The sequence below is a fragment of the Pseudomonas sp. FG29 genome (assembly GCF_057809355.1).
In genome coordinates, this window is record NZ_JBMDJU010000001.1 from 658646 (window position 1) to 685097 (window position 26452).

The 26452-nt window shown below is 64.0% G+C and carries 22 protein-coding genes; 12 read left to right on the forward strand and 10 right to left on the reverse strand.

The genetic code is table 11. From position 1 onward, the window contains the following. Positions 1 to 93 precede the first annotated feature (93 nt). A complete protein-coding gene (locus ACODS1_RS03275; RefSeq protein WP_322980653.1) occupies positions 94 to 765 on the forward strand; it encodes a DNA-3-methyladenine glycosylase I in 672 nt (223 codons plus the stop codon). A gap of 83 nt (positions 766 to 848) precedes the next feature. Here the strand turns inward: ACODS1_RS03275 and gliR are convergent, their stop codons facing one another. After that, the gene (gliR, locus tag ACODS1_RS03280; RefSeq protein WP_489084510.1) at positions 849 to 1886 is read right to left on the reverse strand and encodes an AraC family transcriptional regulator GliR; all 1038 of its coding nucleotides are present in this window, start codon (positions 1884 to 1886) and stop codon (positions 849 to 851) included. A gap of 139 nt (positions 1887 to 2025) precedes the next feature. Between gliR and ACODS1_RS03285 the strand changes: the two genes are divergently transcribed. From ACODS1_RS03285 to ACODS1_RS03295, 3 genes are all read left to right on the forward strand, one after another. Next, complete coding sequence (locus ACODS1_RS03285) at positions 2026 to 3621, forward strand: FAD-binding oxidoreductase (RefSeq protein ID WP_489084511.1); 1596 nt, start codon at positions 2026 to 2028, stop codon at positions 3619 to 3621. 2 nt (positions 3622 to 3623) lie between these two features. Next, entirely contained in the window at positions 3624 to 5201 is a 1578-nt protein-coding gene (locus tag ACODS1_RS03290; RefSeq protein ID WP_489084512.1) for a glycerol-3-phosphate dehydrogenase/oxidase, read from the forward strand. 121 nt (positions 5202 to 5322) lie between these two features. Further along, on the forward strand, positions 5323 to 6882 hold the full coding sequence (locus tag ACODS1_RS03295) for an FGGY-family carbohydrate kinase (RefSeq protein ID WP_489084513.1): 1560 nt from the start codon (positions 5323 to 5325) through the stop codon (positions 6880 to 6882). A 220-nt stretch (positions 6883 to 7102) separates the two neighbouring features. Here ACODS1_RS03295 and ACODS1_RS03300 read toward each other — a convergent pair whose 3' ends face one another. Continuing rightward, positions 7103 to 7801, reverse strand: coding sequence for a pirin family protein (locus ACODS1_RS03300; RefSeq protein ID WP_489084514.1), 699 nt, complete (start codon positions 7799 to 7801; stop codon positions 7103 to 7105). A 175-nt stretch (positions 7802 to 7976) separates the two neighbouring features. Here ACODS1_RS03300 and yegS point away from each other — a divergent pair, with 175 nt between their 5' ends. From yegS to ACODS1_RS03315, 3 genes are all read left to right on the forward strand, one after another. After that, positions 7977 to 8891 carry a lipid kinase YegS gene (gene yegS, locus ACODS1_RS03305; protein ID WP_489084515.1) on the forward strand — a complete coding sequence of 305 codons (915 nt, stop codon included), beginning with the start codon at positions 7977 to 7979 and terminating at the stop codon, positions 8889 to 8891. Between the two features lie 97 nt (positions 8892 to 8988). After that, on the forward strand, positions 8989 to 9921 hold the full coding sequence (locus ACODS1_RS03310) for a chemotaxis protein CheV (RefSeq protein WP_322980646.1): 933 nt from the start codon (positions 8989 to 8991) through the stop codon (positions 9919 to 9921). A 61-nt stretch (positions 9922 to 9982) separates the two neighbouring features. Then, positions 9983 to 10789 carry an MOSC domain-containing protein gene (locus tag ACODS1_RS03315; RefSeq protein ID WP_489084516.1) on the forward strand — a complete coding sequence of 269 codons (807 nt, stop codon included), beginning with the start codon at positions 9983 to 9985 and terminating at the stop codon, positions 10787 to 10789. A 184-nt stretch (positions 10790 to 10973) separates the two neighbouring features. Here ACODS1_RS03315 and codA read toward each other — a convergent pair whose 3' ends face one another. From codA to ACODS1_RS03340, 5 genes are all read right to left on the reverse strand, one after another. Next, the gene (gene codA / locus ACODS1_RS03320) at positions 10974 to 12209 is read right to left on the reverse strand and encodes a cytosine deaminase (RefSeq protein ID WP_489084517.1); all 1236 of its coding nucleotides are present in this window, start codon (positions 12207 to 12209) and stop codon (positions 10974 to 10976) included. Between the two features lie 11 nt (positions 12210 to 12220). Continuing rightward, the gene (locus ACODS1_RS03325; RefSeq protein ID WP_489084518.1) at positions 12221 to 13444 is read right to left on the reverse strand and encodes a PucR family transcriptional regulator; all 1224 of its coding nucleotides are present in this window, start codon (positions 13442 to 13444) and stop codon (positions 12221 to 12223) included. Beyond that, positions 13441 to 14712, reverse strand: a complete 1272-nt coding sequence (codB, locus tag ACODS1_RS03330) for a cytosine permease (RefSeq protein ID WP_489084519.1) — start codon at positions 14710 to 14712, stop codon at positions 13441 to 13443. Before codB ends, ACODS1_RS03325 begins: the two co-directional genes overlap by 4 nt. A 209-nt stretch (positions 14713 to 14921) precedes the next feature. Continuing rightward, the gene (locus ACODS1_RS03335) at positions 14922 to 15392 is read right to left on the reverse strand and encodes a MaoC family dehydratase (RefSeq protein WP_024307460.1); all 471 of its coding nucleotides are present in this window, start codon (positions 15390 to 15392) and stop codon (positions 14922 to 14924) included. Beyond that, a complete protein-coding gene (locus ACODS1_RS03340; protein ID WP_322980640.1) occupies positions 15389 to 16348 on the reverse strand; it encodes an alpha/beta hydrolase in 960 nt (319 codons plus the stop codon). The genes ACODS1_RS03335 and ACODS1_RS03340 overlap by 4 nt, the downstream gene beginning before the upstream one ends. Before the next feature lie 228 nt (positions 16349 to 16576). On the opposite strand from ACODS1_RS03340, the gene fadD2 reads away from it, so the two are divergent. The 3 genes from fadD2 (at position 16577) to ACODS1_RS03355 (ending at position 21215) form a co-directional block, all read left to right on the forward strand. Beyond that, positions 16577 to 18265: a long-chain-fatty-acid--CoA ligase FadD2 gene (gene fadD2, locus ACODS1_RS03345; RefSeq protein WP_489084520.1), complete on the forward strand. Its 1689-nt coding sequence runs from the start codon at positions 16577 to 16579 to the stop codon at positions 18263 to 18265. 396 nt (positions 18266 to 18661) lie between these two features. Next, the gene (gene fadD1, locus ACODS1_RS03350) at positions 18662 to 20350 is read left to right on the forward strand and encodes a long-chain-fatty-acid--CoA ligase FadD1 (RefSeq protein ID WP_489084521.1); all 1689 of its coding nucleotides are present in this window, start codon (positions 18662 to 18664) and stop codon (positions 20348 to 20350) included. Positions 20351 to 20681: 331 nt separating this feature from the next. Further along, positions 20682 to 21215, forward strand: coding sequence for an REP-associated tyrosine transposase (locus ACODS1_RS03355; protein WP_489084522.1), 534 nt, complete (start codon positions 20682 to 20684; stop codon positions 21213 to 21215). A 320-nt stretch (positions 21216 to 21535) separates the two neighbouring features. Here ACODS1_RS03355 and ACODS1_RS03360 read toward each other — a convergent pair whose 3' ends face one another. Together ACODS1_RS03360 and ACODS1_RS03365 are read right to left on the reverse strand one after the other, a co-directional pair. Continuing rightward, positions 21536 to 22714, reverse strand: coding sequence for a cyanate transporter (locus ACODS1_RS03360; protein ID WP_489084523.1), 1179 nt, complete (start codon positions 22712 to 22714; stop codon positions 21536 to 21538). Beyond that, positions 22711 to 23613: a DMT family transporter gene (locus ACODS1_RS03365; protein WP_489084524.1), complete on the reverse strand. Its 903-nt coding sequence runs from the start codon at positions 23611 to 23613 to the stop codon at positions 22711 to 22713. The genes ACODS1_RS03360 and ACODS1_RS03365 overlap by 4 nt, the downstream gene beginning before the upstream one ends. 85 nt (positions 23614 to 23698) lie before the next feature. On the opposite strand from ACODS1_RS03365, the gene ACODS1_RS03370 reads away from it, so the two are divergent. Both ACODS1_RS03370 and ACODS1_RS03375 read left to right on the forward strand, forming a co-directional pair. Further along, positions 23699 to 24202, forward strand: a complete 504-nt coding sequence (locus ACODS1_RS03370; RefSeq protein ID WP_489084525.1) for a MarR family winged helix-turn-helix transcriptional regulator — start codon at positions 23699 to 23701, stop codon at positions 24200 to 24202. Positions 24203 to 24513: 311 nt separating this feature from the next. Then, the gene (locus ACODS1_RS03375; protein ID WP_489084526.1) at positions 24514 to 25383 is read left to right on the forward strand and encodes an AraC family transcriptional regulator; all 870 of its coding nucleotides are present in this window, start codon (positions 24514 to 24516) and stop codon (positions 25381 to 25383) included. A 148-nt stretch (positions 25384 to 25531) separates the two neighbouring features. Here ACODS1_RS03375 and ACODS1_RS03380 read toward each other — a convergent pair whose 3' ends face one another. Then, complete coding sequence (locus ACODS1_RS03380; protein WP_489084527.1) at positions 25532 to 26425, reverse strand: LysR family transcriptional regulator; 894 nt, start codon at positions 26423 to 26425, stop codon at positions 25532 to 25534. Positions 26426 to 26452 lie beyond the last annotated feature (27 nt).

Consider the following 26452-nt stretch of genomic DNA (forward strand, 5'->3'; position numbering starts at 1 on the left):
CACCCGCCCTACGGGAGAGCCATCGCTGTGGGACTTGAGTGTTCGACGCGCTGCGTGCAGGCTCTGTCGTCCGTTTTATGAAGGATTCGATTCATGCGTGATTACAAGTGGCTGCACGAGTTCTGCCTCAATCGCTTCGGCTCGGCCAAGGCGCTGGAGGCCATGCTGCCGCAGCCGCGCAGCGAGGCCGAGCTGCGCGCGCTGAGCGATGACCGCTACCTGTCGCTGATCAGCCTGCGCATCTTCCGCGCCGGGCTCAAGCACAGCCTGGTGGACGCCAAATGGCCGGCGTTCGAGCAGGTGTTCTTCGGCTTCGACCCGGAAAAGGTGGTGCTGATGGGCGCCGAGCGCCTGGAGAACCTGATGCAGGACGCGCGGCTGATCCGCCACCTGGGCAAGCTCAAGAGCGTGCCGCGCAACGCGCAGTTCGTTCTCGACGTACGCCGCGAGAAAGGTAGCTTTGGTGCACTGATCGCCGACTGGCCGGTGACCGATATCGTCGGCTTGTGGAAGTACCTGGCCAAGCACGGCAATCAGCTCGGTGGTCTGTCGGCGCCGCGTTTCCTGCGTATGGCGGGTAAGGACACCTTCATCCCGACCGATGACATGGTCGCCGCGCTAAAGGCGCAGGATGTGATCGACAAGGCACCGACCAGCCTGAAAGACCTGGCCGCTGTGCAGGCTGCCTTCAATCAGTGGCACGCGGAAAGCGGCCGACCACTGTGCCAGCTATCGGTGATGCTGGCGCATACGGTCAATCATTGAGTAGCGGTGGGAGGCGATTTAGCAGCGACTCTTATTGCTAGCCATCGCGGCTAAAGCCCCTCCCACAGTGGATGCAACTTCGGCTACGACAGCAAACCTTCGCGGCTGCGCCGCGCCTCGCGAAACTCGCCCGGTGTCTGCCCCGTCCAGGCCTTGAAGCTGCGGTGGAACGAGCGCGCCTCGGTAAAGCCCAGGTAGCAGGCGATGTCCTGGATCGCCAGGTCGCTGCGCAGCAGGTAGTGCTCGGCCAACTCCTGGCGCAGCTCGTCGAGGATCTGCTGGTAGCTGGTGCCGGCCTGCTGCAGATGACGTTGCAGGGTGCGCACGGTCATGTCGAACTTCTCCGCCACCCGTTCCTTGCGCGGCAGGCCGTCCTTGAGCAACAGGCGCAGCGCATTCTTCACCCGGCGTGGCAGTGGCTCGTCGTCGTCCAGTCCGGCCATCAGCGCCAGGGCATGTTCCTCCAGCGTGCGTAGCAGGTTGGCGTCGGCCTGGCGCAGTGGCACGCCGAGGTAGTCCAGCGGCACCAGCAGGGCGTTGCAGGGTTGTTCGAACAGCACCGGGCAGCCGAACAGTTGCTGGTATTCGGCCAGCTCGGTGGCGCCCGGTTGTGCGTGTTCGAACCACACCTGGCGCGGCGAATGTTCGGAGTCGGCGATCCAGCGGGCGTACAGCAGCCAGGAGGCGAGCACGTTCTCGACCATGTGACGGCGCACGTCCGGTGCCTGATGGCGGCAGCTCCAGATCAGCCGCACATGATCCTCGGCCGCCTCGATACGGCTGGTGCCCATGTCGCCCACCAGCTTTTCGTAGGGCACGATGCGGCTCATGGCTTCGCCAAGAGTCGCGCAGTTCATGGCGATGTAGCCGAGCACGCTCCACGAACCGGGCTGGACGAAACGCGCCGAGTGCAGGCCGAACAGGGGATCGCCGGACACCTCGACCAGATGCGCCAGCAGGCGTTCGTGCACCTCGCCGGGCATGCGCTTGCCATTGTCGGCCAGATCCTGCGCGCCAATGCCGGCAGCGGCCAGGGCGCGGTCGATGTCCAGGCCGAGCTGTTCGGCCTGGCGCAGGTACTTGAGCAGGGCGGGAACCGAGGTGTAGCCGAGGTTTTCCATGGATTCTTCTTGTTCTGCAGTGGAAGCGACGCGACGCCTGGCTTGATTGGCGACAACGGCTGTCACCATCCGACAGTGACGGCCGGCGGCGGCTGGCTAGTATAGGCAGCCATAAGTGCTGATCGGAATGGGGGATGCGATGCGACGCTGGAACGGATGGGGTGACGAGGCGACCGAAGTGGAACTGCCGGCCCATGGCGAGGCTTTTCTCGCCGAACTGGTCGGGCCGGGCCAGTGTCTGGCCGATGCCAGCCTGCAGGATGTGCTGGCGCGCGTGCCGGCCTCGCGCCTGGCGCCGCATCCGCTGATCAGCGTCGATGCCGAAGTGCGCGTGCGCCACGCCCGTGGCCAGAGCCTGCCGGACTGGCTGGCGATGCGCTCCGGTGACTTCGGCCTGTTTCCCGATGGCGTCGCCTGCCCGGAAAGTGCCGAGCAGATTCGTGATTTGCTGGCCTGGGCGCAGCAGCATGACGTCACCCTGATTCCCTACGGCGGCGGCACCTCGGTGGCCGGCCATATCAACCCGCAGGCCGGCTTGCGCCCGGTGCTGACCCTGTCGCTGGAGCGCATGACGCGCCTGCTGGATATCGATGAGGACAGCCTGATCGCCACCTTTGGTCCCGGCGCCAATGGCCCGCAAGTCGAGAGCCAACTACGCGCACGTGGCTACACCCTGGGGCATTTTCCGCAGTCCTGGGAGCTGTCGACGCTTGGTGGTTGGGTCGCCAGTCGCTCCAGCGGTCAGCAGTCGCTGCGCTACGGGCGGATCGAGCAATTGTTCGCGGGCGGCAAGCTGGAAACTTTCGCCGGCACCCTGGAGATTCCCACCTTCCCGGCCTCGGCGGCCGGGCCCGATCTGCGCGAGCTGGTGATGGGCTCGGAAGGACGCTTCGGGGTGATCTCCGAGGTGCGTGTGCGCATCAGTCGCCTGGCCGAGCAGGAGCGTTTCTACGCGGTGTTTCTGCCCAACTGGCAGCAGGCGCTGAGCGCCATTCGCAGCCTGGCCCAGGCGCGCGTGCCGCTGTCCATGCTGCGCCTGTCCAACGCCATCGAAACCCGTACCCAACTGGCCCTGGCCGGTCACCCGCAGCAGATCGCGCTGCTGGAAAAATACCTGGCCTTGCGCGGCGCCCGTGACGGCAAGTGCATGCTGACTTTCGGCGTCACCGGCAGCCGGGTGCAGAACGCTGCCTCGCTGAAACAGGCGCGGCGCTTGCTGAAAGGCTTTGGCGGCGTGTTCACCGGCACCTTGCTGGGCAAGAAGTGGGAGCAGAACCGTTTCCGCTTCCCCTACCTGCGTCATGGTCTGTGGGAGCGCGGCTACCTGGTGGACACTCTGGAAACCGCCACCGACTGGTCGAACGTCGACAACCTGCTGAACAAGGTCGAGGCCAGCCTGCGTGACGAGCTGACCGGGGAGGGCGAACGGGTGCACGTGTTCACCCACCTGTCGCACGTCTATGGCGAAGGTTCGAGCATCTACACCACTTACGTGTTCCGCCCCGGCAGCGACTACGCCGAAGCCATGTCGCGCTGGCAGCGCTTGAAAGCAGCGGCCAGCCGCACCATCGCCGAGAATCGCGGCACCATCAGCCACCAGCACGGCGTCGGTCGCGACCACGCACCCTATTTGGGCGCAGAGAAGGGCGAGCTGGGCATGGCCACACTGCGCAGCCTGGCCACGCATTTCGACCCCGACCAGCGCCTGGCGCCTGGCGTGTTGCTGCAGGACTGAGCATGGAACCCTGGAACGCCACCTGGCGCACGCGCGCGCTGCCTGAACTGGCCATACGCGACTGGGATCTGCTGGTAATCGGCGGCGGCATTTGCGGCGCCGGCATCCTGCGTGAGGCGGCGAGGCGTGGCTGGCGCTGCCTGTTGCTGGAGCAACGCGATTTCGCCTGGGGTACCTCCAGTCGCTCGTCGAAGATGGTGCACGGTGGCTTGCGTTACGTTGCCAAGGGCCAACTGGGGCTGACTCGCGACTCGGTGCGCGAGCGCCAGCGCCTGCTCGGTGAGGCGCCGGGGTTGGTGGAGCCGCTGAGCTTCGTCATGCCGCACTACCGTGGCGGCTTTCCTGGGCCGAAGGTATTCGGTGGCCTGCTCAGCCTGTACGACGCCCTGGCCGGCAAACGCAATCATCTGTTCTACCCGCTGCAGCAACTGCGTTACCTGGCGCCGGGCATTCGCGAGGACGGCCTGCTCGGTGGCACGCGCTTCTTCGATGCAGTGACCGACGATGCCCGCCTGGTGCAGCGCGTGCTGGGCGAGGCGCGCGCCGAAGGCGGCGAGGCGCTCAATGGCATGCGCGTGGTCGAGTTGTTGCGCGAGGCGGGGCAGGTGGTCGGCGTGCTGGCCGAGGATGTGGAAACGGGCGAGCAATACCGCCTGCGCAGCCGCGCCGTGGCGCAAGCCACCGGGGCCTGGGCCGATCGCCTGCGCCAGCCAGGCAATGGTCGCATCCGCCCGCTGCGCGGCAGCCACCTGCTGCTGCCGAGCTGGCGCCTGCCGGTTGCGCATGCTTTTAGCTTTATGCACGAGAGCGATAGGCGCCCGGTATTCGTTTTCCCCTGGGAAGGCGCGACGGTGATCGGCACCACCGATCTGGATCATGCGGACGATCTGGACGCCGAGGCGGCGATCAGTGCCGACGAGGTCGATTACCTGCTGACCGCCTGCGCCCAGCAGTTCCCGGTTGCGCAGGTGAGCCGCACTGATGTGCTGTCGACCTGGGCGGGCGTGCGTCCGGTGGTGGGCGATGGCAGCGCCGGGCTGAAACCCTCGGACGAGAAGCGCGAACATGCGCTGTGGATCGAGCCGGGCAGTGTGACCCTGGCCGGCGGCAAGCTCACCACCTTCCGTCTGCTGGCGCTGGAGGTGCTGCGTGCCTGTGCCGGATTCGTCGGCAAGCCGGTGGATGATCGTGGCTGCGCCGTATTCCGTGACGGCATGCCGCCAGCCATGCCGCACCTGAGCCCGGCGCAGCAACGCCGGCTGCTTGGCCGCCATGGCCGACAACTGAAGGATGTGCTGCGGCTGATCGAGCAAATCGGCGCTGACTGTGTCGCTGCTACCGACACCTTGTGGGCCGAGCTGGCCTGGGCTGCCGAAGGTGAGCTGGTGCTGCATCTGGATGATCTGCTGCTACGCCGCACGCGCCTGGGCCTGTTGCTGGCTGAAGGCGGCCGCGCCGAGCTGCCGCGTATCCGCGCGCTGTGCCAACCACGGCTTGGCTGGAGCGATGCGCGTTGGCAGCAGGAAGAGACGGATTACCTGGCGTTGTGGCAACGCTGCTACAGCCTGCCAGAGACTTAATGATGGCGCTGCCGACTTTCCGTAGGAGCGAGCTCTGCTCGCGAAGCTTTTGCGCTATCCCCGTTCGCGAGCAGAGTTCGCTCCTACGGCAATACCGTGCATTCCAAGCAGAGGTCACACCTTGAGCGAACCAAGCTACCTGCTGAGCATCGACAACGGCACCCAGAGCGTGCGCGCGCTGCTGTTCGATACCAACGGCAACCTGCTCGCCAAGGGCAAGGTCGAGCTCGATCCCTATTTCTCCAGCCAGCCGGGCTGGGCCGAGCAGGATCCGGAGTATTACTGGGCCAGCCTCGGCGAGGCCTGCCGCCAGCTGTGGCAGCAGGTCACTATCGACCGCAGGCAGATCAAGGGCGTCGCCGTCACCACCCAGCGCGGCAGCATCATTCACGTCGATGAGCAGGGCGCGCCGCTGCGCCCGGCGATTCTCTGGCTCGACCAGCGTCGTGCCGAGGTGCAGGGGCGGATCAAGGGGCTGTGGGGTTGGCTATTCAAACTGGTGCGCGCCGAGGAGGCGGTCGATCACTTTCGTGGCCAGGCCGAGGTCAACTGGGTCGCCCAACATCAGCCGGAGATTGCGGCACGCACGCACAAGGTGCTGTTGCTTTCAGGGTTTCTCACCCATCGCCTTTGCGGTCGCTTCGTCGATTCCACCAGCAGTTGCGTTGCCTACCTGCCGTTCGACTACAAGCGCCTGCGCTGGGCCGCGCCCGGTGATTGGAAGTGGCAGGCGCTGAAGGTACGCCGTGAGCAACTGCCCGAATTGTTCAAGCCGGGGGAGCGACTGGGTCAGATCAGCGCCGAGGCCAGCCGCCATACCGGTATTCCCGAGGGCTTGCCGCTGATAGCCGCCGGGGCCGACAAGGCCTGCGAGGTGCTGGGTTCCGGTGCGCTGCAGCCCAGCACGGCGTGCCTCTCATACGGCACCACCGCGACCATCAACACCACGCGCAGCCGTTATATGGAAACCATCCCGCTGATCCCGCCCTATCCGGCGGCGCTGCCGGATCATTTCAACACCGAGGTGATGATCTATCGCGGTTTCTGGATGGTCAGCTGGTTCAAGCGCGAGTTCGGCCTGCGTGAAATGCAGCGCGCCGAGGCGTTGGGCGTAACGCCCGAGGTGCTGTTCGACGAGTTGGTCAACGCCGTGCCGCCGGGCTCCATGGGCCTGATGCTGCAGCCGTACTGGACGCCGGGCATTCGTGAGCCGGGGCTGGAGGCCAAGGGCTCGATCATCGGTTTTGGTGACGTGCACACCCGCGCGCATCTGTATCGGGCGATTCTGGAGGGATTGGCCTACGCCCTGCGTCAGGGCAAGGAACGTATCGAAAAACGTTCCGGCACGCGTATCGAGCGCCTGCGCGTGTCTGGCGGCGGTTCGCAGAGCGATGCGGCGATGCAACTGACCGCCGATATCTTCGGCTTGCCGGCCGAGCGCCCGCATCTGTATGAGACCAGCGGCCTGGGCGCGGCGATCAACTGTGCGGTGGGCCTGGGCTTGCACCCGGATTACCCGAGCGCCATCGCCGCCATGACCCGCGTCGGCCAGGTGTTCCAGCCGAACCCGGAGGCCCAGCGCGTTTATCAGCAGCTCTATGGGCAGGTTTACCAGCGCATGTACCGTCAGCTCAAACCGCTGTACCAGCGCATTCGCAAGATCACTGGTTACCCGGCGTAGGGCGGACTCAGGAGCGAAGCGAACAGTCCGCCATTCTTTGGTGCTATACCAACTCAGCGGCGTACTGCTTCGCGACGACTGCATGGATGCAGGAGGTAGAGCGACGCAGGAAGCCAAAGCCGAGTACGCCCTACGTCACTGGCGATGCCGTTAATCAATGATCGCCAGCAAGCTGGCTCCTACAAAAAAGATCGCCCTCCGCAGTGGAGGGCGATGGGGGTCAGGCGACATCCACCAGTACGATCTCGCTGTCTTCCTGCGCTTCGACGCGGATCACCTCGACATCCGCAATGGCCACGCCATCACGTGCCTTGGCCGCCACGCCGTTGACCTTGAAGGCACCGGTAGCGCCGACCAGATAAGCCTTGCGACCTGGCTGCAGGCTGTACTCGGCGCTCTGTCCGGCCTTGACCGTGGCAGCTACCAGGCGAGCGTCGGTACGGATGCGTAGGGCGTCGACATCCTCCTCGTAACCGCTGGCCAGGGTGACGAAGGCCCCGGCGCGGTCGCCTTTGGGGAACGGCTTGGCGCCCCAGGAGGGCGGCAGGCCGGCCTGATTCGGCTGAATCCAGATCTGGAAGATCTTGGTGGTTTCATCCTCCAGGTTGTACTCGCTGTGGGCGATGCCGGTGCCGGCACTCATTACCTGCACGTCGCCGGCTTCGGTGCGGCCCTTGTTGCCCAGGTTGTCCTCATGGCTGATGGCGCCTTCGCGAACGTAGGTGATGATCTCCATGTCGCGGTGCGGGTGCGGCGGGAACCCCGAATGCGGTGCGATCTCGTCGTCATTCCAGACCCGCAGGCGGCCCCAGTTCATCCGCTCGGCGTCATAGTATTCGGCGAAGGAAAAGTGGTGACGGGCATTCAGCCAGCCGTGGTGAGCACCACCGAGTTGTTCGAACGGACGTACATCGATCATGGTCAATCCTCCAGTCACGCACGGGCGGAGTCCCGTGCAGTGTCGATGGGTGAATGATCGTTTCGTATCAACTGATTTAAAAGCGCAAATTTATTCACATAAATATCTAAATAATTGATCAATTAGCGGCGGGTCGAAGCACTAGGCTTGCGCGGGTGAATCAAGGAGAACCACGATGAACGAACGCAAGGCCTGGCTGATACTGCATGGCAAGCAGGCGCTGAATGGCGAGGTAAGGGCTGCAGTGCAGGCCTTGCGTGAGCGTGGCTGGGACTTGGCGGTACGCCTGACCTGGGAGGCCGGCGATGCCGAACGCCTGGTGGAAGAAGGCCTGGCGGCGGGCTACCCGACCCTGATCGCCGGCGGTGGCGATGGAACCCTGCGCGATGTGGTCGAGGCGATGATCAAGGCCGATAGCCAGGCCAGCCTGGTACTGCTGCCACTGGGCACCGCCAATGACTTCGCCCATGCCGCCGGTATTTCTCTGGTGCCGGCTGAAGCGCTGGCGTTGCTCGAGGTCGAGCCGGTCGCGGTGGATATCGGTCTGGCGGGCGAGCGTGCCTTCCTCAACATGGCCACGGGCGGCTTCGGCTCGAACGTGACCGCCAATACGCCGGAGGAGCTTAAGAAAGTTCTCGGCGGCGCCGCCTATCTGCTCACCGGGCTCACTCGCTTTTCCGAAGTGCGTCCGGCTGTCGGGCGTTTTCGCGGGCCTGATTTCCAGTGGGAGGGAGAGTTTCTCGCGCTGGGCATCGGCAATGGTCGTCAGGCCGGTGGCGGGCACCTGCTGTGCCCCGAGGCGACGGTCGACGATGGCCTGTTGGACGTGTGCATCGTGCCGGCGGCGCAGGATGCGGTCGGTACGCTTGGAACGCTGCTCTCCGGTGGTATTCATGGTCTGCAGAGCGTGGCTGTCAGCGCGCGCCTACCCTGGCTGGAGGTGGACGCGCCGGAAGGGCTGGATCTCAACCTCGATGGCGAACCGCTGGAAAGCAGCAGCCTGCGTTTCGCCGTCAAACCCGCTGCGCTGCGCCTGCATTTGCCGGAACGGTCGCCGCTGTTGCATCACTGGTCAGGCGCACGGGGCTGAGGCATGATGGCTGCGCGCCAGCAATCTTTAGTCCGCCGGCAGTCTGCCGATAACGCGAAAGGCAGGCTAGACTCACTAAACACCACGGGAGCGCATGATGGCCGGCATCCTTGATTCAGTAGATCAACGTACACAACTGGTCGGTGAAAACCGTCTGGAAATCCTCATGTTCCGCCTGGCCGGACGCCAGTTGTTCGCGATCAACGTGTTCAAGGTGCAAGAGGTGCTGCAACTACCCAAGCTGACGCTCATGCCTCAGCGGCATCGCTATGTCTGTGGCGTGGTCAACCTGCGCGGTCATACGCTGCCGGTGATCGACCTGTCGCAAGCCATTGGCATGCGCCCGCTGGTGCCGGATGAGCGCAGCACCATCATCGTCACCGAGTACAACCGTTCGGTGCAGGCCTTCCTGGTCGGCAGCGTCGATCGCATCCTCAACCTCAACTGGGAGTCGATCCAGCCGCCGCCCGGTGGGGCTGGTCGTCAGCACTACCTGACCGCGATCACCAAGGTCGACGACCAGATCGTCGAGGTGATCGACGTCGAGAAGGTGCTGGCCGAAATCGTCCCCATGAGCACCAAGGTTTCGGCCGAGAAGCTTGCCGACCCGTTGCTGGAAAAGGCTCGTGGCCGTGAAGTGCTGCTGGTCGACGACTCCAGCGTGGCGCTCAGCCAGTTGCGCGACACCCTGACCCAGCTCGGCATTCGCCTGCACATGGCCAGCGACGGCCTCAAGGCCCTCAACCTGTTGAAGAAGTGGGCCGACACCGGCGAAGTGATGACTGACAAACTGTTGATGATCTTCACTGATGCCGAGATGCCGGAAATGGACGGCTATCGGCTGACCAGCGAGATCCGCAGCGACCCACGCCTGAAGGATCTCTACGTGGTGCTGCATACCTCGTTGTCCGGCAGCTTCAACGAAGCCATGGTGAAAAAGGTTGGCTGCGACGGCTTCCTCTCCAAATTCCAGCCGGACAAGCTGGTCGAGGTCATTCGTACCCGCCTCACACTCGACGAGCCTGCTTGATCGCTTGTGATGCCCGCCGGCAATTCGTATAAGGACGTTTTGCCGGCAAGGGAATCGCGTCATGTTGAGTCTTTCGCAGTTATATCGCTATCCACTCAAGTCCGGTCGCGGGGAGGTGCTGCAGCGCTGCGCCGTCGACGGCCTCGGGCTGAGCGGCGATCGCCGCTGGATGGTGGTCGATGCTGCCAACGGGCGTTTCATCACCCAGCGTCTTTTGCCGCAGATGAGCCAACTATCCGCGCTGTACAACCTGCGTGGTGGCCTGACCCTGAGCGCTGCCGGGCACGGTGAGCTGGAGGTGGCGGTGCCCGATCCCGAGCAGGATCTTCGCGGCGTAACCGTCTGGCAGGACAGCCTGCAAGTGCCGGATGCGGGTGATGAAGCGGCGGCCTGGCTCAGCGAGCTGCTGGGTCGGTCGTGCCGTCTGGTGCAGGTGCCCGAAGCGCGCACCCGTCAGGTCGACACGGCTTATGCCCTGCCGGGTGATCGTGTGGCCTTCGCCGATGGTTTCCCCCTGCTGCTGATCGGCCAGGCTTCGCTGGATGACCTGGCGCAGCGTGTCGGTCGGCCGCTGTCGATGCTGCGCTTTCGTCCCAACCTGGTGGTGGTCGGCAGCGAGCCTTACGCCGAGGACAGCTGGAAACGCATCCGTATCGGCGAGGTGGAGTTCGAGGTGGCCAAGGGGTGCACCCGGTGCATCCTCACCACGGTCGACCCGCAGAGCGGCGAACGCAGCGCCGACCGTGAGCCCCTGACCACCCTCAAGACTTACCGTGAGCGCGAAGGCGATGTGTACTTCGGCCAGAACCTCTTGCCGCGCGGCGTCGGCGAGTTGCAGGTCGGCATGCCGGTGGAAGTGCTCGAATAAGGCCAGGCTAGCGTTGTAGGCGCGAATTTATTCGTGATGCAGGAGGCTACGGCGCCAACCCATTCGCGGATAAATCCGCTCCTACACGACCGTTCGCCTTTTGTAGGAGCGAATTCATTCGCGATCATGCCGGGCACTGAGCAACAACTATCGCGAATAAAGGTCGGGCGTGCCCTGCGTGCCTTCAGGCACGCTCGATCTGTGCCGGGGTACGACGCATCAGCACCTTGCCATGGCGCACCGACACCAGCGCGTGGCCCTGGCTGCGCACCATCTCGTAATCGTCCGGCGCCGAGAGGATCAGCAGGTTGGCCGGGCGACCCACTTCCAGGCCGTAACCTTCACCCAGGTTCAGCGCGCGCGCCGAATTGTCGGTGATCAGATCCAGGCTGCGCTTGAGATCCTCGTAGCCGAGCATGTGGCAGATGTGCAGGCCGGCTTCGAGGATGCGCAGGATGTTGCCGTTGCCCAGCGGATACCAGGGGTCGACGATGGAATCCTGGCCGAAGCAGACGTTCATCCCGGCGCGGTCGATCTCCGCCACGCGGGTCAGGCCGCGGCGTTTCGGGTAGGTGTCGAAGCGGCCCTGCAGGTGGATGCTCTCGGTGGGGCAGGAGATGAAGCTGATGCCGCTCATCTTCAGCAGGCGGAACAGCTTGGAGCAGTAGGCGTTGTCGTAGGAGCCCATGGCCGTGGTGTGGCTGGCGGTGACGCGTGCGCCCATGCCGCGCACGCGGGCTTCCTCGGCCAGCACTTCGAGAAAGCGTGATTGCGGGTCGTCGGTTTCGTCGCAGTGCACGTCCACCAGGCAGCCTGTGCGTTCTGCCAGATCCATGAGGAACTGGATCGACGACACACCCTGGTCACGGGTGTTCTCGAAGTGGGGGATGCCGCCCACCACATCGGCACCTAGCTCGATGGCCTGTTCCATCAGCGCGCGACCATTGGCATAGGACTCGATGCCCTCCTGCGGGAAGGCGACGATCTGCAGGTCGATCAGATGGCGGGTTTCCTCGCGCACTTCGAGCATCGCCCTGAGCGCGGCCAGGGTCGGGTCGGTGACGTCGACGTGGGTGCGCACGTGCTGGATGCCATGGTCGACCAGCATGTCGATGGTCTTCTTGGCGCGGGTCTTGGTGTCTTCATGGGTGACCAGCGCCTTGCGCTCGGCCCAGCGCTCGATGCCCTCGAACAGCGTGCCGCTCATGTTCCAGGCTGGCTCGCCGGCGGTCAGCGTGGCGTCGAGGTGGATGTGCGGCTCGACGAAGGGTGGCACCACGAGATTGCCGGCGGCGTCCAGATCGCCCTCGGCGATGGGATGCAGGGCGTGCTGGGCGTCGATGGCGGCGATGCGCTCGCCGTCCAGGGTGATGCGATGCAGGCCGTCGCGGCCGCGCAGGCGGGCATTGTGGATGATCATCAGATTTCCTCTCAGGCAGGCGACGACAGGCGCCGGATCAACAGCGCAACGCTGATGTTCAGGCGGTCGTGCGGGTCTTCGAACGAGCAGCCGGTCAGCGCTTCGATGCGCTGTAGACGGTAGCTCAGGGTATTGCGGTGAACGTTCAGGCGCTGTGCGGCCAGGGCCAGGTTGCCGTTCTCGGCGAACCAGGCCTCCAGTGTCGGCATCAGCACCGGTTGGTGGCGTGAGTCGTCGCCGATCAGCGGGCCGACCACACGCTCGACGAAGCGGTCGAGCAGGCTGCGGTCGCGGATCGCGCCGAGCAACTCCAGCACGCCCAACTCATTGAAACTGCACAGGCCCAGGCGCTCGGGAAAGCGCTGTGCCACGGCCAGGGCCTGGCGTGCTTCACCCAGGCCCTGGGCGAAACGTGGCGCCTCGCAGCCGGCGCTACCCAGGCCAAGGAACAGGCGTAGCGGACCGAGCTGTGGGCGCAGTTCATCGAGCAGCGTGGTCATGGCCTGGCGGTTGCGCGCTTCGGCGTGGGCATCGGGGCAGGGCAGCAGGGCGATCCAGTGGCGGCCCTGGCTGACCAGCGGCAGCGCGTCACCGAGTTCGCCGAGGCTCTGCTCCAGGCGCCGTTGCAGCAGTTGTTGGCGACTCTGCAGCTGGCGCTCGGCGTCTTCGTCGGGCAGATCACCGAACAGTTGCTCGCTGCCGTCGAGGCGCAGCAGTGCCACCTGACGCGGCACATGCAGTGCCAGGCCAAGGCTGTCACCACGTTGCAGCAGCACCTCGAGCGACTGGTAATCGCCGTCGAGCACCTGCTCCAGCACGTGCTGGCGCGAGCGGCCGAGCTGCTGTGCGTGAACCAGGGCGGTGCCGATGGCCTGGGTGACCACCACCATCTTCAGCGCGTAGGGCTGCTCGATCAGCGGCAGATTTAGGCGCTCGGCTTCTGCGATCACGCTTGGCGGGATGGCCTGGATGAACTCGGCGCCGGTGAGGATGACCATGCCGGCGACCACGCGCTCATGGCCCTCGCGCACCAGGCGCAGCAGGTTGGCTTCGTCGCGCGGGTGGTTGATGCCGGTGACGAAGATCAGCTCGCCGCCCATCACCCAGTCGGCGATGCCTTCGTTCTCCGCCACGTAGGGCCAGCGCACGGCATTCTCGCGCCCGGCCTGGCCGGCACGCAGGCGCATGCTGGCCAGGTCGGGTAGGGCGAGTACGTCGGCGACGGTCAGACTCACGCGCCGGCGACCTGCTGGCGGCCGGCCAGGGCTTTGTTCAATTCGAACAGCACGACGTAGGCTACGGCAGCCACGGCGATGCCCACCAATGGCGCGACCCAGGGCGAAAAGTAGGCGCTCAGCGCACCGATCAGGTAGGCGCCCAGGCCGACCCAGTTGAATGCGGGCAGGCGCACATCGGCCAGTTTCGGGTAGCGCGCACGGTGGCCGTAGAAGTAGTCGGCCATGATCACGCCGCCAATCGGCGGGATGACCGAGCCGAGCAGGATCAGGAAGGGAATCAGCATCTCGTACATGCCACCGATGGCCAGCAGGGTGCCGATGCCGGCGCCGACCAGGGTCACGGTCTTGCGCTTGCCGGTGCGCAGCAGGTTGCAGCCGGCTGCGGCGAAGTTGTAGATGGTGTTGTCCTGGGTCGTCCACAGGTTGAGGAACAGCATGATCACGGCGGCCATGGACAGACCCTGCAGCACCAGCACTTCGACTACGTCCGGCTGCTGGTAGACGATGGCGCCATAGGCGCCGGCAACGATCATCAGGCCGTTGCCAATGAAGAAGCCGAACAGACTGGCCAGCACCGCGACGCGGCCGCTCTTGGCGAAGCGTGTCCAGTTGGTGGCCTGGGTGGCGCCGCTGACGAAGGTGCCAAACACCAGGGTGATGGCCACGCTCAGGCTCATGCTCTCCTTGGGCTCCACTGCGAGCAGGCCGGCCAGGCCGCCGATATCACGGGTGGCGATCCACAGCGACACCACCAGCAGCACCAGCATGGCCGGCACGGCGACGCGCGAGAGCAGATCCAGGCCCTTGTAGCCGACGAAGGCAGTGAGGCAGAAACCGAAGCCGAACAGCACCATCAGCGGGATGGTGAGGCTTTCGGGCAGGCCAAGGATCTTCACCAGGACGATGGCGATGGTCGCCGTACCCCAGGCGTACCAGCCGATCTGGGTGAAGCCGAGCAGCATGTCGGACAGCTTGCTGCCCACCTCGCCGAAGCAGAAGCGGCCCATCAGCACCGAATTCAGCCCACTGCGGCAGGCGATCAGCCCCAGCACAGCGGCATACAGGCCGAGCAGCAGGTTACCGATCACCGCCGCCCAGAGCAGGGTGGTGAAATCGAAGGCCATGCCGATCTTGCCGCCGGCGAACATGGTTGCGGTGAAGAAGGTGAAACCGAACAGCAGGATGGCGGTGGAGAACAGCCCCTTGCGCGCGCCGTTGGGCACCTCGCTCAGGGGGTAATCGCTATCGGGGGTGACGTTGCTCATGGACCTGGCTCCGGTAAGAGGGTGAGGCCTTGGCGATAGCAGGGGACGTGCCAGAAAGCAGAACAGCAGGCTGCTTGGCAGAGTGATCAAAAGGTTTTGTGCGATATGCACAACGAAATACGCTTATGGAGCGCCAGATCGCTCAAGGTTTGTGAGTGTAGAACAAAAGTGGTGCGCGACGCTGCGGTCGCGCACCAGCTTGCAGCGCCTCAGTTGACGGTGACCTGTGGCATCGGCGGCATGGTTACGGTCTGCTCGGCGCTTGGGGCAAGCACTTCGGCTTCGCCGTCCACTACCTGCTTGCCGTCCTGGTTGAACACACGGGTGGCGATACGCACGCGGTTCTTCGGCAGTTTTTCCAACACTTCCAGCTTAACGGTGAGGGTGTCGCCGAGTTTCACCGGGCGGGTGAACTTGAGCTGCTGGCCGAGGTAGATGGTGCCTGGGCCGGGCAGGTTGCAGGCGATGGCGGCGCTGATCAGTGCGCCGGTGAACATGCCGTGGGCGATGCGCTCCTTGAACATGGTCTCGGCGGCGAAGGCGGCGTCCAGGTGCACCGGGTTGTTGTCGCCGGATACGGCGGCGAACAGCTGCACGTCGCGTTCCTCTACCTGCTTCTCGAAACTCGCCTGCTGGCCGACTTCGAGGGCCTCGTAGGGGATGTTGGTTACCTGGGTCATGCTTCGCTCCTTGTATCGGTAGGGCATTGCCGGCTGCGGCCGAGCACTTGCTCGAGCCAGCCGACCAAATGTTCGCTGACCTCGTCGCGGTTGAGTTCGTTGAGCAACTCGTGACGGGCCTCTGGGTAGAGTTTCAACTGCACGTCGTGCATGCCGGCTGCGCTCAGGGCTTCGGCCAGGTGCTGCAGGCGCGTGCCGTCGCTGACCGGGTCGCGGTCGCCGCCGATTACCAGCAGCGGCAGGTCGGCGTCGATCTGCGCCAGGTTTTCCACCGGGGTGATCTGTTGCAGGCCTTCGAGCAGGTCGCACCACAACTGCGTGGTGCAGACGAAGCCGCACAGCGGGTCGGTCACGTATTTGTCCACTTCGGCGGCGTCGCGGCTGAGCCAGTCGAACGCCGTACGGTTGGGCTTGAAGGCCTTGTTGAAGGAGCCGAAGGACAGGTAGTCGATGACCTTGCTGCGGCCCTTGGGCCCGAGGCGCCAGCGCTCGAAGCCGGCGATCAGCCGCGCGGCCTTGTACAGCGCCACCGGCTGGTAGTTGGAGCCGGAGAGGATGGCGCCCTGCAGGCTGCAGCTGTGGCCGAGCAGGTAGGCCATGCCGATGTAGCTGCCCATGCTGTGGCCGAGCAGGAAGATCGGCGCCTGCGGATGCTGCTGGCGGATATGGTGGTTGAGGGTCGCAAGATCGCCCACCACCTTGTGCCAGCCGTCTTCGTCGGCGTAGTGGCCCAGGGTGCCGTGTTCGGCGCTGCGGCCGTGGCCGCGCTGGTCATGGGCATAGAGGTCGAAGCCGGCAGCGACCAGGCGCTCGGCCAGGCGCGCATAACGCAGGCTGTGCTCGGCCATGCCGTGAGCGAGCATGACCACCGCACGCGGGGCTGTGTCGCCGTGCCAGTGATTGACGTGCAGGTGCAGGCCGTCGCTGGTGGCCATCGGGAAGGCATTGTGGCGCATGGCGAATCCTTGTGCCGGAAACTGGCGGCATTGTGCACCCTGGCCAGCGTTGCGCAAAGGGCTGCGCACTGCATGGTGTTTTTCCGGTTGCGGTAAAGATCGGTAACGAATCGCCGCATTTAAACCGAGATTCAGCCCATCAATGACGCCTCCGCGCTATAGGCGCAGCGCCTTTGAACTGCTACTTTCCGGGCAGTCAGATCACTTCAGGGGAAGAGGACAAGAACAATGCAACCTGATTTCTGGAACGACAAACGCGCCCCTGGCGTGCCTAGCGATATCGACCTGGCCAGCTACAAGTCGGTCATCGAAGTGTTCGAGCGCTCATGCAAGCGCTTCGCCGATCGTCCGGCCTTCAGCAACCTCGGTGTCACGCTGACCTATGCCGAGCTGGATCGCCTCTCCGCTGCCTTCGCCGCCTACCTGCAGAAGCACACCGATCTCAAGCCGGGCGAGCGCATCGCCGTGCAGATGCCCAACGTGCTGCAGTATCCGATCGCCGTGTTCGGTGCCATGCGCGCCGGGCTGATCGTGGTCAACACCAACCCGCTGTACACCGCCCGCGAGATGAAGCACCAGTTCAAGGATGCCGGCGTGCGTGCGCTGGTGTACCTGAACATGTTCGGCAAGCTGGTGCAGGAAGTGCTGCCGGACACCGAGATCGACTACCTGATCGAAGCCAAGATGGGTGACCTGCTGCCAAGCCTGAAAGGTTGGCTGGTCAACACCGTGGTGAAGAAGGTCAAGAAGATGGTGCCCGACTACCATCTGCCGCAGGCCATCGCCTTCAAGCAACTGCTCAAGCAGGGCCAGGGCCAGGCACTGACGCCGGTCAAGGCCAGCCAGGAGGACGTTGCCGTGCTGCAATACACCGGCGGCACCACCGGTGTGGCCAAGGGCGCGATGCTCACCCACGGCAACCTGATCGCCAACATGCTGCAGGCCGACGCCTGCCTGTCCCAGCTCGGCGACGACGGCACGCCGCTGATGAAGCAGGGCCAGGAAATCATGATCGCGCCGCTGCCGCTGTACCACATCTATGCCTTTACCGTGTGCTGCATGTGCATGATGGTCAACGGCAACCACAACGTGCTGATCACCAACCCGCGCGACATTCCCGGCTTCGTCAAGGAACTGGGCAAGTGGAAGTTCTCCGCGCTGCTGGGGCTGAACACCCTGTTCGTCGCGCTGATGGATCACCCCGAGTTCAAGAACCTCGACTTCTCCAACTTCAAGGTCACCAACTCCGGCGGCACCGCGCTGGTCAAGGCCACGGCCGAGCGCTGGCAGGCCATGACCGGCTGCTCCGTGGTGGAAGGTTATGGCCTCACCGAGACCTCGCCGATCGCCAGTGCCAACGCCTATGGCCGTCTGGCGCGCCTGGGCACCGTCGGCATTCCGGTGCCGGGCACCAACTTCAAGGTGATCGACGACGACGGCAATGAGCTGGCCCTGGGCGAGCGCGGCGAGTTGTGCATCAAGGGCCCGCAGGTGATGAAGGGCTACTGGCAGCGACCCGAAGCCACCGACGAAGTGCTCGATGCCGAGGGCTGGTTCAAGACCGGCGACATCGCGGTGATCGACCCGGACGGCTACGTGCGCATCGTAGACCGCAAGAAGGACATGATCATCGTCTCCGGCTTCAACGTGTACCCCAACGAGATCGAAGACGTGGTCATGGCTCACCCGAAGGTGGCCAACTGCGCGGCCATCGGCGTACCGGACGAGAAATCCGGCGAGGTGGTCAAGCTGTTCGTCGTGCCGCGCGATGGTGGCGTGACCGTGGAAGAGCTCAAGGCTTACTGCAAGGAAAACTTCACCGGCTACAAGGTACCCAAGCAGATCGTGTTCAAGGATTCGTTGCCGATGACCCCGGTCGGCAAGATCCTGCGTCGCGAACTGCGCGACATCGCCTGACCCGCAGCCCCATCTTCCGCTCGGAAGGTGGGGCTGTCCCGCCTCATCGGTCGCCCGACCAATTGTTGTGATTTGGTAACTGCACGCCTGCGCTTTGCGCTCGAATGCCGAACTCGACACTGCGCCCTGATTCGATTCAAGCTAGGCTCTATCCGCTGTAACTAGCGAGATAGAGGCTTTTCGATGCTCTGTGTTGCAGTAGATGGCTTGTGACTGAATTGTGTTTTTCGGTCATTTTAATGACTGTGTAGCCGGGGTGTGGTGCTGGTGAGCCTCTGGCAAAGCTGCTACTCTCGGCGCGCTTCCGAGCCCAAGGCCAGTGGGCTGGCGAGCTAAACACAACAAATAGCCGCCTCGGCGCGGTAATGATCAGCTGTAGCTTAGGAGTGGGCTTCCATGACCGAAAATTTCTGGAAGGACAAGTATCCCGTTGGGGTCGCTGCCGAAATCAATCCCGACCAGTACCCGAACATCCTCGCGGTACTGAAAGAGTCCTGCCAACGCTTCGCCGACAAGCCTGCTTTCAGCAACCTGGGCAAGACCCTCACCTACGGCGAGATCTACAAGCTGTCCGGTGACTTCGCGGCCTACCTGCAGCAGCACACCGATCTCAAGCCCGGCGACCGCATCGCCGTGCAACTGCCCAACGTCCTGCAATACCCCGTCGTGGTCTTCGGTGCCCTGCGTGCCGGGCTGATCGTGGTCAACACCAACCCGCTGTACACCGCGCGGGAAATGGAGCACCAGTTCAACGATTCCGGTGCCAAGGCGCTGATCTGCCTGGCCAACATGGCCCATCTGGCCGAACAGGTCGTACCCAAGACTGGCGTGAAGACGGTGATCGTCACCGAAGTTGGCGACATGCTGCCGACCTTCAAGCGTCTGCTGGTCAATTTCGTGATCAAGCACGTGAAGAAGATGGTGCCGGCTTACCACCTGCCGCAGGCGGTCAAGCTCACCGATGCCCTGGCCAAAGGCCGTGGCCAGCGCGTCAACGATGCCAACCCGAGCAATGGCGACATCGCCGTACTGCAGTACACCGGTGGTACCACCGGCGTGGCCAAGGGCGCCATGCTCACCCACCGCAACCTCGTGGCCAACATGCTGCAGGTCAAGGCGCTGATGGGGGCTAACCTCAACGAGGGCTGCGAGGTGCTGATCGCGCCGCTGCCGCTGTACCACATCTACGCCTTCACCTTTCACTGCATGGCGATGATGCTGATCGGCGGGCACAACATCCTGATCACCAACCCGCGCGACCTGCCGTCCGTGGTCAAGGATCTGGCCAAGTATCCCTTCACCGGCTTCGTCGGCCTCAACACCCTGTTCGTCGCCCTGTGCAACAACGAGGACTTCCGCAAGCTGGACTTCTCCCGTCTGAAGCTCACGGTGTCTGGTGGCATGGCCCTGCAACTGGCCACCGCCGAGCGCTGGAAGGACGTTACCGGCTGTGCCATCTGCGAAGGCTTCGGCATGACCGAGACCAGCCCGGTGGCCACGGTCAACCCGTTCAGCGCCATCCAGCTCGGCACCATCGGTATTCCGGTGCCTTCGACCCTGTGCCGCATCATCAACGACGACGGCCAGGAACTGGCCATCGGCGAGATCGGCGAGCTGTGCGTGAAGGGCCCGCAGGTGATGAAAGGCTACTGGCAGCGCCAGGACGCCACCGATGAAATCCTCGACGCCGATGGTTGGCTGAAGACCGGCGATATCGGCCTGATCCAGGAAGATGGCTACCTGCGCATCGTCGACCGCAAGAAGGACATGATTCTGGTGTCCGGCTTCAACGTCTACCCGAACGAACTGGAAGACGTGCTGGCGACCCTGCCGGGCGTGCTGCAATGCGCCGCCATTGGTATTCCGGACGAGAAATCCGGCGAGGCGATCAAGGTGTTCATCGTGGTCAAACCCGGCGAGAGCCTGACCAAAGAGCAGGTGATGGAGCACATGCGCGCCAACCTCACCGGCTACAAGGTGCCCAAGGCCGTCGAGTTCCGCGACGTGCTGCCGACCACCAACGTTGGCAAGATCCTGCGCCGCGAACTGCGCGACGAAGAGCTGAAGAAACTGGGTAAGAAGTGATTCGAGCCTGCTAAAACGAAAACCCGCTACGGCGGGTTTTTTGTTGCCTGGCGATCTGGACGGTAGGGCGTATTTGGCTTTGGTTTCCTGCGTCCATGCAGTCGTCGCGAAGCGGTGCGCTGTCAGGGTTTCGCCGGATCGTTGTGGTGCTTGGCGGACTGTTCGCTGGCGCTCCTGAGTCCGCCCTACGCTCAGGCTAAACCTCCAGGCTACCGAGTAGGGCGTACCGGGACGCCGGCCGCTCGGAAGCAGTACGCCGTTATGGATTGAGATATTTGCACAATCTGTCGTCTAGACTTTTCCCTACCAAGACCGTCAAGGACGACGTCTCATGCCCAACTACCGCCGCATTTGGTGTCAGGGTGGCACCTACTTCTTTACGCACGCCCTGCGTGTTCGCCACGGTAACGACCTGCTTGTCCGCCATATCGACGTTCTGCGCGATTCCGTGCGTACTGTCCGACGCAGCCATCCGTTCCTAATACATGGTTGGGTGGTATTACCCGATCATCTCCATTGCCTGATCGAGCTTCCGCCCGGCGAGGCAGATTTTGCACTGCGCTGGCGCCTCATCAAGATGCTCTTCTCCCGTGATGTGCCGGCTGACGAGTGGCGCTCCAAGATCCTGCTACGCCGGCGTGAACGCGATATCTGGCAGCGTCGTTACTGGGAGCACCTGATTCGTGACGACGAGGACTTCCGCCGTCATCTCGATTACATCCACATCAACCCGCTCAAGCATGGCTTGGTGCAGCGGGTAAGCGACTGGCCCTATTCCACTTTTCACCGAGACGTCGAGGACGGGCTCTATCCTCTGGATTGGGCGGGAGATCCGCAGACGGATGTGGAACTCTATGACGATTGAGCGTGCTAGGGCTGACGCGTAGCGCGTACTTGCGAAGCAGTACGCCCCTGGAGTTGTGAGCATTCTCGTGGTGCCAGATTTGGCATTGCCCGGCGGACTGTTCGCTTCGCTCCTGAGTCCGCCCTACGTGGTCGGCGTTCCGGTTCTGCTTACATGCCGCGAATGGGGCGGGTGTGGATCCGCCCGCTGCCCGGTGTAAAACTTGTTGCCATGGCCATCAGCGAGTAGGGCGTACTCGCGAAGCAGTACGCCGTCAGGGGCTCGTTGGAACGCCGTGGTGCCTTGCCCGGCGGGCTACTCGCTTCGCTCGTGAGGCTGCCCTACGCATTGGGTTCGGTGGGCCGTGTATGGAAGCGTCCGCTGCCTGGCTTGAACTGCATTGCCATAGCCATCAGCACCAGGGTGGCGACGGCCATCGCCAGCCAGCTCAGGCGTAGGTCGGCGGTGTACTGGCGCAGCAGGCCGGCCAGAAATGGCGCCGTAGCCGCGATCAGGTAGCCGCCGCCTTGCACGAAGGCCAGCAGGTCGCCGGTCTGGCGCGGATCGTCCAGATGATCCTGGGCCACCACCAGCGACAGCGGGAACAGCGCACCGATGCCGATACCCAGCAGGAAGCAGATCGGCACCACCAACTGCAGCGGCGCGCAGATCAGGCCAAGCAGGCCGACCAGCAGCGCAACCAGTACCACCGCCAGCAGCACACGCCGATCCGAATAGCGCGGCAGCAGGCTCGATACCAGCAGGCCGGCGAACACCTCGCACAGCGTCAGCGCCGCCAGCAGCAAGCCGCTCGACTGCGCGCTCCAGCCCAGCGCGGTGTAGTAGGGCGGCAACCAGGCCAGCACCAGCGTGTAGCCGGCGGTACCGACACCGAAGAAGCTCATCAGCAGCCAGGCTCTGGGTGAACGCCAGACGTTCAACTGAGGCGCATCGGCCGCTGCTGCCAGTGCTTGCCCTGGCGCAGCGCGTTGCCAGAACGCTGCGGCCAGCAGGGCCGGCAGCGTCCAGCTCGCCAGCGCCCATGACCAGCCTATCGACTGCGCCAGCCAGGGCGTCAGTGCTGCACCGAAGGCCGCGCCACCCATGATCGCGCAACTGTAGAAACCGATCAGGGGCCCGCTGTCAGCGGCAAAGCGTGACTTGATCAGGCCGGGTAGCAGCGCCTGCACGAAGGCGATCCCGGCACCAGCCAGCAAGGCCGTCGCGATCAAGGTGGAGGCCTCTGGTAGCAGGCCACGCAGCAGACAGGCGAGGGCGATCAGCAACACCCCGAGAAGTATCCCGTTGCGTTCGCCGAGACGCTGGCGCAGCAGGGCGGCGCTGAGGGCGCCAAGGCCCATGATCACCACTGGCAGGCTGGTCAACAGGCTGGCGCCGACATGATCCAGGCCCGTATCGCGCTGGATACGGTCGAGCAGCGGGCCGATGGCGGCCAGCACCGGGCGCAGGTTCAGACCGAGCAGGACGATGGCGATCAACAACAGGCTCTGGCGCTTCATGCTTGAGCCCCCTTCGCGCCGCGCCAGGCCACCAGCAGCACACCGCCGACGATGCACAACGCTGCCAGCAACAGGCTCAGGCTGCCCGGTTCACCGAATAGGCCAATGGCCATCGCCGCGCCGGTGATCGCCGCCACCGAACCGATCTGGCTGAGGAATACCGTGCCGGCCAGGTTTTGCAGGATGAAGAACAACGCATAGACCGCCGCGAACAGCAGCATCTGCAGCACCAGCAGTCCGACCGCCAGCGGGCTGTCCAGGCGCGCAGAGAAGTCGACGCCGAGCAGGGCCGTGGCCATCAGCAGCAAGGCGCCACCGAGCAACATGCCGGGTGCCAGCGACAGCGGTGTGGCACCGCTCGGCCAGTAGCGCGCACGGTAGATATTGCCCAGTGCCAGGAACACCGGCACGCTCAGCGCAGCCAGAACCCACAATGTCGGGCTATCGCCGCCATGCAACTTGCCCAGCGCCAGGATCAGGCTGCCGGACAGGCCCACGCAAATGCCCAGCAGACGGATGCGGCTCAGCCCCTCCATGCGCAGTGCCAGCGCCAGCAGGTAGGTGAACAAGGGCGGGAAGGCCAGGCACATCGAGGCGAAACCGGCGCCAACATGGCCGATGGAGCTGAACAACAGCGCATTCGGCACCGCGATGCTGAGCAAGCCGGACGCCAGGTAGTAGCGCAGCGCTGGCAGGCTCATGCCGGGCCGCTCGCCGCGCCACCAGGCGAACAGCAACAGCAACACACCGCCACCGAGCAAACTCCACAGCAGATAGGCCATCGGCTGCCAGCCAACGCTGCCGGCCAGTTTGACCAGATTGCTGGTGAGCCCCATCAGCGTGCCGATCACCAGCAGCAGTGAGAGGGCCAGAAGAGGGCGAAAATTGGAGCCTGGCATGCGGATGCCTCCTTGGCATGAATACGTTACGATGGCGACATTCTTTTTGAAAAGTATCTTGATGGCAAGATAAATCGAGGGCGACATGCAAGACCGCGCACAACTGGCTGCCGAACAGTGGCAGCAGCAACGACCGGATCTGGACGGCTTGGCCATGGCCATCATTGGCCGCCTGGGTGAGCTGAGCCATGTGATCAGCCGCGATCACCTGCTGCCATTGTTCGCCGAACACGGCCTGCAGGCCGGCGAGTTCGACCTGCTCGCCACCCTGCGTCGTTCGGGCGAGCCCTACGCCCTCATGCCCACCGCCTTGTATGAAAGCGCGATGATCTCCTCGGGCGGTATGACCAGCCGTATCGACCGTCTGGAAAAGGCCGGGCTGATCGAACGGCGTAAACACCCCAGCGACCGCCGTGGCGTGCTGGTGGCGCTGACCCCGGCTGGGTTCGAACTGATCGACGGCATGCTCGAAGGCCATGTGGCCAACCTGCAGCGCGTGCTTTCAGGATTGACCGCTGACGAGCAGCGCACGTTGCATGAATTGAATGGCAAGTTGTTGGCGGGCTTGGCGCAGCAGGTCGCAGAGTAATTGACGAAGATGCCCGTGCTCGCGACGGGGAGGGCGTAGGGCAGATCGGGCGGCTATCTGTTCTCGAAGCATTACGCCAATGGCGTTTCGAGCGATGCTCGTGCTGCCAGGCTTGGCATGGACTGGCGGGCTACTCGCTGCGCGCGTGAGGCCGCCCTACTGGATGTCGCCGGTAATCGGGGCAGCAGCATCTTACTCACTGCGCTGCAAGTGGGAGTGATCAACAGGCCCAATTGAGCAAATGCGGCTAGGCGGCGGGGCAGCGCGATTGCCTACGCTAGTGATCACCGTATTCCTGGAGTTCCTGCAGCGTGTCTGTTCGATCATCTTCCTCTGCCTACACGCAGCGTTTCGATGCTGTGCTCGCCTATATCGAGGCCAATCTCGATGGTGATCTGTCGGTCAAGGCGCTGAGTCAGGTGGCCAGCTTTTCGCCCTTTCACTTCCATCGGCAGTTCGGCGCATTCATTGGCGTACCGGTTTCACGCTATGTGCAACTGATGCGACTGCGGCGCGCTGCGCATGGGCTGGTGGCTCGGGCCGAGCTCTCGGTATTGAACGCCGCGCTCCAGGCTGGTTTTGAAAGTCCTGAGGCGTTCAGCCGGGCGTTCAGGCGAGCGTTTGGTGTATCTCCGAGCGAATTCAGAAAGGCCCCCAATTGGCAGGTGTGGAATACGGTATTTGCCATCCCTCACTTTTCAAGGACTGTCGCCATGCACGTAAAAATCGTCGATTTCTCTCCCGTCCGCGTCGCTGCATTGGAGCACTGCGGCCCACCCGAACTGGTTGATCAAAGCGTCAACACCTTCATCCAATGGCGCATGCAAAGCGGGCAATCACCGATAGCATCGAGCCGCTCCTTCGGCATTCCATACGGCAACCCCGATACCACGCCCGCGCACGAGTTCCGCTTCGCCATTTGCGGCGAGATTCAACAGGCCGTGGCCGCGAACGAATTCAACGTTCGCGAGCTGACCATTCCCGGCGGGCGTTATGCCGTGGTTCGGCATGCGGGCTCCCCGGATCATATCGGCGAAACGATCTATCCGATCTACCGCGATTGGCTGCCGAACAGCGGCGAGGAACTGCGCGACCAGCCGCTGTTCTTTGAATACCTGAGCGTTTACCCCGAGACGCCCAAGGATCAATGGCAAACGGATATCTACGTGCCGCTGCGTTAGAAGCGAACGTAGAGCGTAACGGGGCGCTGGCCACTCAGAAGCAGTACGCCAATGGGATTTCGAGCGATGGTCGTGCTGCCAGGCTTGGCATGGCCTGGCGGGCTACTCGCTGCGCTCGTGAGGCCGCCCTACGAGGTCTCGCGGGTGCTTACATGCGATGCTGTTCCAGCAGGAAATCCACGAACACCCGCACCCGTGCCGGCATCGCCGAGCCACCCACGAACACCGCATGAATCGGCTCTCGATCACCGGGGTTGAAGACTTGCAGCAGCGGCACCAGATCGCCGCGCTGGATGTCCTCGGCCACGGTGAATTCGCCGATGCGCGCGATGCCGGCGCCGACCCTGGCGAACTGCGCCAGTGCTTCGCCGCTGCTGCATTCGATATTGCCGCAGACCTTGAGTGAGAACGCCTGGTCATCACGGATGAATGGCCAGTTGGGTTCGGCGCGGCGGAAGTTGAAGCGCAGGCAGTTGTGCTGCAGCAGGTCTTCCGGCTGCTGCGGCGTGCCATGGCGTTGTAGATAGTCGGGGGAGGCCACCACCACCTGACCGGTTTCGCCGACTTTGCGTGCGGTCAACGGGCTGTCCGGCAGATGGCCGAAGCGTATCGCCACGTCGGCCTGGCCGCCGAGAATGTCGACCACTTCGTCGCCCAGGCTGAGGTCGACGGTGATGTTCGGGTAGCGCGCGCTGAACGCCGCCACCAGCGGCACGATGGTCATCCGCCCATGGCCGAGCGCAGCACTCACACGCAAGCGGCCCCGTGGCACGCCTTGATCGGCGATGGCGTCTTCGACCTCCGCCATATCGGCAAGGATGCGCCGGGCGCCGCGCAAGTACGCCTCGCCCTCCGCGGTAAAGGTGATCGCGCGGGTGGTGCGGAGTAGCAGGCGGGTGCCGAGACGCTGCTCGGTGCGCGCGATGATCCGGCTGACCGCAGAGGGCGTCAGCCCAAGCGCACGTGCGGCGGCCGACAGGCTGCCTTGCTCCGCCACGGTGGCGAACACCGCCATATCACCTGATCGGCCGCCTATGTCCATTTGTGCTCCGCAAGCAAAGGTGTTTGC

Bases quoted from the DNA above. Each gene is read 5' to 3' on its own strand.
- ACODS1_RS03365 (WP_489084524.1), bottom strand. From the start codon at position 23,613: ATGCCAGGCTCCAATTTTCGCCCTCTTCTGGCCCTCTCACTGCTGCTG.
- ACODS1_RS03355 (WP_489084522.1), top strand. From the start codon at position 20,682: ATGCCCAACTACCGCCGCATTTGGTGTCAGGGTGGCACCTACTTCTTT.
- ACODS1_RS03300 (WP_489084514.1), bottom strand. From the start codon at position 7,801: ATGATCGATGTACGTCCGTTCGAACAACTCGGTGGTGCTCACCACGGC.
- ACODS1_RS03340 (WP_322980640.1), bottom strand. From the start codon at position 16,348: ATGCGCCACAATGCCTTCCCGATGGCCACCAGCGACGGCCTGCACCTG.
- ACODS1_RS03315 (WP_489084516.1), top strand. From the start codon at position 9,983: ATGTTGAGTCTTTCGCAGTTATATCGCTATCCACTCAAGTCCGGTCGC.
- ACODS1_RS03290 (WP_489084512.1), top strand. From the start codon at position 3,624: ATGGAACCCTGGAACGCCACCTGGCGCACGCGCGCGCTGCCTGAACTG.
- fadD1 (WP_489084521.1), top strand. From the start codon at position 18,662: ATGACCGAAAATTTCTGGAAGGACAAGTATCCCGTTGGGGTCGCTGCC.
- ACODS1_RS03285 (WP_489084511.1), top strand. From the start codon at position 2,026: ATGCGACGCTGGAACGGATGGGGTGACGAGGCGACCGAAGTGGAACTG.
- ACODS1_RS03275 (WP_322980653.1), top strand. From the start codon at position 94: ATGCGTGATTACAAGTGGCTGCACGAGTTCTGCCTCAATCGCTTCGGC.
- ACODS1_RS03370 (WP_489084525.1), top strand. From the start codon at position 23,699: ATGCAAGACCGCGCACAACTGGCTGCCGAACAGTGGCAGCAGCAACGA.
- ACODS1_RS03310 (WP_322980646.1), top strand. From the start codon at position 8,989: ATGGCCGGCATCCTTGATTCAGTAGATCAACGTACACAACTGGTCGGT.
- fadD2 (WP_489084520.1), top strand. From the start codon at position 16,577: ATGCAACCTGATTTCTGGAACGACAAACGCGCCCCTGGCGTGCCTAGC.
- ACODS1_RS03360 (WP_489084523.1), bottom strand. From the start codon at position 22,714: ATGAAGCGCCAGAGCCTGTTGTTGATCGCCATCGTCCTGCTCGGTCTG.
- gliR (WP_489084510.1), bottom strand. From the start codon at position 1,886: ATGGAAAACCTCGGCTACACCTCGGTTCCCGCCCTGCTCAAGTACCTG.
- ACODS1_RS03335 (WP_024307460.1), bottom strand. From the start codon at position 15,392: ATGACCCAGGTAACCAACATCCCCTACGAGGCCCTCGAAGTCGGCCAG.
- ACODS1_RS03380 (WP_489084527.1), bottom strand. From the start codon at position 26,425: ATGGACATAGGCGGCCGATCAGGTGATATGGCGGTGTTCGCCACCGTG.
- codB (WP_489084519.1), bottom strand. From the start codon at position 14,712: ATGAGCAACGTCACCCCCGATAGCGATTACCCCCTGAGCGAGGTGCCC.
- yegS (WP_489084515.1), top strand. From the start codon at position 7,977: ATGAACGAACGCAAGGCCTGGCTGATACTGCATGGCAAGCAGGCGCTG.
- codA (WP_489084517.1), bottom strand. From the start codon at position 12,209: ATGATCATCCACAATGCCCGCCTGCGCGGCCGCGACGGCCTGCATCGC.